We start from the raw sequence: 5555 nt of genomic DNA on the forward strand, positions 1-5555 counted from the left end.
CGCGTCGTCAAACTGTGCGGCTTCTATCCACAGTTGCCCATGTTCAAAGGAGCCAACGGCAGCTTTGCAGAAATCCTGCCGCACATTCACGAACCTTCGTATGACGGCAAAGAGGCGGTTGATTTCATTATCGCCCAAGCGAAGAAACCATCCGATCGCAAACTCGTGCTGTTACCGATTGGAAAGCTGACCAACATCGCGTTGGCGCTTGCAAAGGATCCTTCGATCATCCCCAACGTCAGGATTGTTTGGCTCGGGTCGAATTATCCTCAAGCGGGCGAGTACAACATGACGGCGGATTTGACCTGTATCGATTATGTGCTGTCACTGCCAGTCGACTTTGAAATGGTGACGGTGCGCTACAACGATCCATCGGGAAGTTGGGGCGTGAAGGCTTTCCAACAGGACATCTTTGACAAGATGCCTGGTAAGGGCCCCAAAGTCGACTTAAAAATCACAGGACGTCATGGCGGGACGTTTGGCAACTTTGGCGACTATTCGGTCAGCCTGTACCAGCATGCACCGCAGCATGGCGATCCGCCGTTCCGTTCTTTCTTTGACGCCACGGCGGTTGCTGTACTGAAAAAGCCAGGATTGGGCAAATCCGTCGAAATACCTCGCCCGGCGCTACACAATCGAGGCTGGCTGGATCGCCCGAAGAATCCGCTGAAGATGGTGCTTTGGCAAGACTTTGACTCGGCGGCAATCATGGAAGACTTTTTCAAGGTGATCGACGCCGCATCGCCCGAATGATTGCTTCGCGCTCGCGTCGCAGTGGATTTGTTTCGCGGTTTCTTCGTTACCCCTTTTCTTCCTTAGATCGGGGCAAGCTTGGCGAGTTGCAGCGGTACGGCATTGGGCGTTGGCGTGTTATCGCACGAGCACCGTGAAAGCCGCCGACAAGGCTGATCCGATCACGTTTGTCGCCGCCCGAGGGAGCCGCTTTCGCTTGGGACGGACGGCAATTCGCGTCCGAAAACATCCAGAGGAAACCTGGATTGGGAACCATCCGTCGTTTCATCACGGTGGCTCATCCATCGCGAATGCTCATCACAACTCCGACAGAAAATGCAGCAGATCGGTCGACGTGACGATCCCGACCAATTTATCGCAATCCGCGATTGGCAAGGCGTGGAAGCGATGGCAGCCCAACAGCCGAGCCACATCACGAATCGAACCAGACACGAGCAGCCAGACGGGATCTCGGTTCATTACGCCGGAAGCGGCCCTACTGAACCGCCCCAGCCGAGTCGGCTACGATGAGTGATGTGATTCGCATTCTGTCCAAAAAAGCAAAACGACTGAAACGTCCGGTCCTGCGGCATCATTGTCGTTGCGATCGTTGCTTTGCCGGCAGCTTCGGATATTTGGCGGGACCACTTTAAGTGGTAGCCCCGAACGCCCCCAAGACGGCGAAAGCTAAAAGCCCCCCGATTAACACTTCACCCCATCACCTCGACCCCGCATTCGCGAAACCAATGGCAGCCCCAAAATCATGATCAAAATCGGCAGCACGTATGATTTAGAAGTGGTCAAGCAGACTGAATTCGGAGTCTATTTAGATGCCGAGAATCTTGGCGAAATCTTACTTCCCACCAAGTATATTCCCGACAACTTGAGTGTCGGTGATACGGTCGAAGTCTTTCTCTACCTCGATTCCGAAGATCGGCCAATCGCGACCACACAAACACCGAAAGCCGAGGTAGGCGAATTCGCGTATTTAAAAGTGAAAGAAAATACACAGTTCGGTGCGTTCTTGGACTGGGGATTGGACAAAGACGTCTTGGTCCCGTTTGCCGAACAGCATCGACCGATGACCGTGGGTCATTCCTACATCGTGTTTCTTTATCTGGACAACCAAGGTCGGATCACGGCGACATCTAAGATTGACAAAGTCGTGCAGGAAGACGATCAACACAATTTCTATCCGCAGCAAAAGGTTGACTTGATTATCGCAAACAGCACCGAACTGGGCTTCAAAGCGATCGTCGACCAAAGCCACTGGGGCTTGCTGTACAAAGACGAAGTCGATCAACGACTCAGTTTTGGACAGAGCATTGAAGGCTATGTCAAATACATTCGCGAAGACGGCAAAATCGATTTGAGTCTGAAGAGTGGTCGGCAAATTCGCGACAACTACAGCCAAGTCATTCTCGATTACTTACGCGATCACGATGGGTATGCAGCCGTTCATGACAAGTCTCCGCCTGCCCAGATTGCGGATCTGTTCGGGATCAGCAAAGGGCAATTCAAAAAGGCGATAGGAGGCCTCTATAAACAAAAAGTCATTACGATTGAGAAGGATGGAATACGCTTGGTTTGATCAATCACAACCAGGCCAATTCCTTTGCTCGATTCACGTGGGTAGCTTCACCTTTGAATCACGCACGCGAGCGTCGATGGTAAACCGGCACAGTTCGTTGGCGTGCGACTTGCTCGGTCAGCCAACGAAGTCAGGGGAGCGATGGCAACACAACCGTGCATGTTAAGCTCACGGCCACAACTAAGACGTCTCGTTCCAACGTTGGCCCCAGGAAGACATTGGTCGCGGCGCGGCGTGAGCCGTCCGATTGCAGCGTAAAAAACGCTTGTTTTGACCGGGCAGCTTGCGCTGCTCCGCTACAAACTCCAACCAGATGAGTGTCAACGAACATCGTGTTGGACATCCCTCTCCGTGACGTCGCCCGTTCTTTTTGTTGGCAACACGGCAATAGGCAGTCGCCATAGCGGATACAATCGACGGGGAAGAGTAATGGTCGACTGGAACCACGATGGTGTTGACCAACACCGCCCGTACCGCTCCCCCCTTTGCAAGTGATCCAGAGGAAACCAATGAAGTATCGTGCCAAATTGCTGGTGCAAACATGTGCACTCCTGTTGTGCTTAGGCAGCTCCGGTAAGGCTCAAAGCAGTAAACCGAACCTTCTGCTGATCTTCGCCGACGACGTCGGTCAAGAGGTACTAGAGTGTTATGGAGGCCAATCCTACCGGACTCCCCACTTGAACGTGTTGGCTCGCACAGGCATGAAGTTCAATCATGCCTACAGTATGCCCGTCTGCCATCCTTCGCGGTTGACCTTGATGTCGGGGCGCTACCCGTTTCGGCACGGACACGTCCCGTGGGGAGCCTACCCCAAAGACGCCGAAGACCAAACGTTTTCGCGGTTGTTGCAAACCGCAGGGTACACGACGGGGATTGTTGGCAAGTGGCAATTGTGCCTGTTACGAGACGATCCGCTTCATCCGCAGCGGATGGGGTTTAACCAGTCGGATTTGTTCGGATGGCACGAGGGGCCGCGTTACTACGAGCCGATGATCTACACCAACGGCCGCGTTCGCGACGACACGCTCGGTCACTACGGCCCGGACCTCTACCAGAGTAGCTTGATTGAATTTATGAAAGCGAATCGCGATCGGCCTTTCCTGGCTTACTACTCCATGGCGGTTGCGCACGAAGTCACCGATGACCTGGATCCCCCCGTCCCGCACGGTCCTTTTGGTCGTTACGACAACTATGCAGAAATGGTCGCCGAGATGGATCGCGGAGTTGGCCGGATGGTGGCCGCTCTGGACGCCTTAAAACTTCGTGAAAACACACTGATCCTGTTCTTGGCGGACAATGGCACACCGCCCGAGATCATCATCCGTGCCGAGGGCAAGAACCTCATCAGAACTCCGGTGGTTTCGCGTCGCAACGGGCTCGATGTGCCGGGGGGAAAGAAGCAACTGACCAACGCCGGCACGAATGTTCCCATGATTGCCAATTGGCCCGGCACGATTGCAGCAGGCCAGCAAGTGGATGACTTGGTCGATTTCAGTGACATTCTGCCGACCTTTCTCGATCTGGCTGGCGTTCCGCTTCCGGCATCCCCCAAGCTAGATGGCGTCAGTTTCGCCAACCGGCTTCGCGGCCAAGGGGCATCGCCGCGTCTGTTCGCCTACTGTGAGGAAGCCGTGCTTCCGAAACCCGGTGGCGTCGAACCCGACGGTAAAAGCTCGGGTCTGAAATGGGTGCGAACGCAAGCCTGGAAACTGTACAACGACGGTCGGCTGTTTCACATGGCCGAAGACCCGGTCGAACAATATCCGCTGTCCGCCGACCAGGACGATTCGAATCGTGCCGAGATTCGCCAGAAGCTCCGACGCGAATTCGAGAGGCTCGGGTTCTAGCGACTGCTGTAAAACAAATGGAAACGGGAAGGCGATCAAGCTGGAGTTAAAATCGGTTTCGATTGCACCGGAGGACGCTAAAAACGAATCGCAGAAACGGCTAAAGAAATATCAACAAGGCGAGCCGTTCCGCATAACCCTGAATAAAGAGTAGTTTCATGCCGTCGTGTTGCGACTCGGGTTTCTATCGCTTTCTCAATCCAGGGACTCACGTCTCGTGGCTACATCAAGCCGTCCCTGCGGGACTCACGAACAGCCACGAAGTGGCGGCATGTTGTTGCGTTGCGACGGGGAGACAGTCTGGATCGGTTGGCACCAGGATAGATAGTCCAGTGCTCAGTTTTGGAAAATCTTTCTGTCGCACCAATCTTTCTGTCCCCTCATACGGTGTGTGCGAGCTTGCACGCTGGAACAGAGCAGACTAAGAATCGATGGAACGATTTGGTGTGCGCAGACGAAAGGTCGACAGAAAAATTGGTGCGACAGAAACATGAGACTGCCATCGCGGTTCGTGACAGAATACGATTGCCGGCATCGTCTCCATTTTTCTGATTCCTCATCTTTTAACCTTTCGCTGCATTGATCGTGCGTTCCGCCGTGGCCGCAACACCTGCCGACGCTTCGCGAATCCGTGCGATGGGGTGTATCCTCTTCCAAGGACTCTCGTCCGTGGCTACAGCCTATCGTCGCGTTGCGACTGGGAGGACAGAATGGATCGATTTGCTTGGGTGGTACCAAGATCGATGGAACAGAGCGTCTTCTTTAATATCTTTCTGTCGCACCAATCTTTCTGTCCCCTCATGCGGTGTGAGCGAGCTTGCACGCTGGAACAGGACGGACTCAGAATCGATGGTACGATTTGGTGTGCGCGGACGATAGGTCGACAGAAAAATTGGTGCGACAGAAACATGAGACTGCCATCGCGATTCGTGACAGAATACGATTGCCGGCATCGTCTCCAATTTTTGACATCTCATCTTTTAACCTTTCGCTGCATTGATCGTGCGTTACGCCGTGGCCGCAACACCTGCCGTCGCTTCGCGAATCCGTGCGATGGGGTGTATCCTCTTCCAAGGACTCTCGTCCGTGGCTACATCAAGCCGTCCCCGCGGGACTCACGAACAGCCACGAAGTGGCGGCATGCTGTAGCGATGGGCGTCAGCCCATGGAACGCGTTCACGTCATACGCCGTAAGTCCCGAAGGGACGACAGGAGATTCCACGCCTGCGATTCCTGCCGCCCCTTCGGGGCTTTGTAATCGTGTTTGCCCCCGAACCATGGACTCACGTCCATGGCTACAGCCTATCGTCGCGTTGCGACTGGAAGGACAGAATGGACCGATTTGTTTGGGCGGTACCGAGATCGATGGGACAGAGCGGCTTCTC

At 54.3% G+C, this 5555-nt stretch carries 5 protein-coding genes; 3 read left to right on the plus strand and 2 right to left on the minus strand.

Annotated features, from left to right (window positions below; genetic code table 11):
- The coding region (locus ABX962_RS28820) for a nucleoside hydrolase (RefSeq protein ID WP_372724661.1) at window positions 1–753 on the plus strand (753 nt) is incomplete at its 5' end.
- Window positions 754–799: 46 nt separating this feature from the next.
- Here ABX962_RS28820 and ABX962_RS28825 read toward each other — a convergent pair.
- Complete coding sequence (locus tag ABX962_RS28825; protein ID WP_372724663.1) at window positions 800–1021, minus strand: hypothetical protein; 222 nt, start codon at window positions 1019–1021, stop codon at window positions 800–802.
- A gap of 29 nt (window positions 1022–1050) precedes the next feature.
- Complete coding sequence (locus ABX962_RS28830) at window positions 1051–1212, minus strand: CBS domain-containing protein (protein ID WP_372724665.1); 162 nt, start codon at window positions 1210–1212, stop codon at window positions 1051–1053.
- Window positions 1213–1495: 283 nt separating this feature from the next.
- Here ABX962_RS28830 and ABX962_RS28835 point away from each other — a divergent pair, with 283 nt between their 5' ends.
- Window positions 1496–2323 carry a S1 RNA-binding domain-containing protein gene (locus ABX962_RS28835; RefSeq protein WP_372724667.1) on the plus strand — a complete coding sequence of 276 codons (828 nt, stop codon included), beginning with the start codon at window positions 1496–1498 and terminating at the stop codon, window positions 2321–2323.
- Window positions 2324–2832: 509 nt separating this feature from the next.
- Complete coding sequence (locus ABX962_RS28840; RefSeq protein WP_372724668.1) at window positions 2833–4170, plus strand: sulfatase-like hydrolase/transferase; 1338 nt, start codon at window positions 2833–2835, stop codon at window positions 4168–4170.
- Window positions 4171–5555: the final 1385 nt, after the last annotated feature.

Source organism: Novipirellula sp. (genome assembly GCF_041583735.1).
In the GTDB taxonomy this organism is placed as follows: Bacteria; Planctomycetota; Planctomycetia; order Pirellulales; family Pirellulaceae; genus Novipirellula.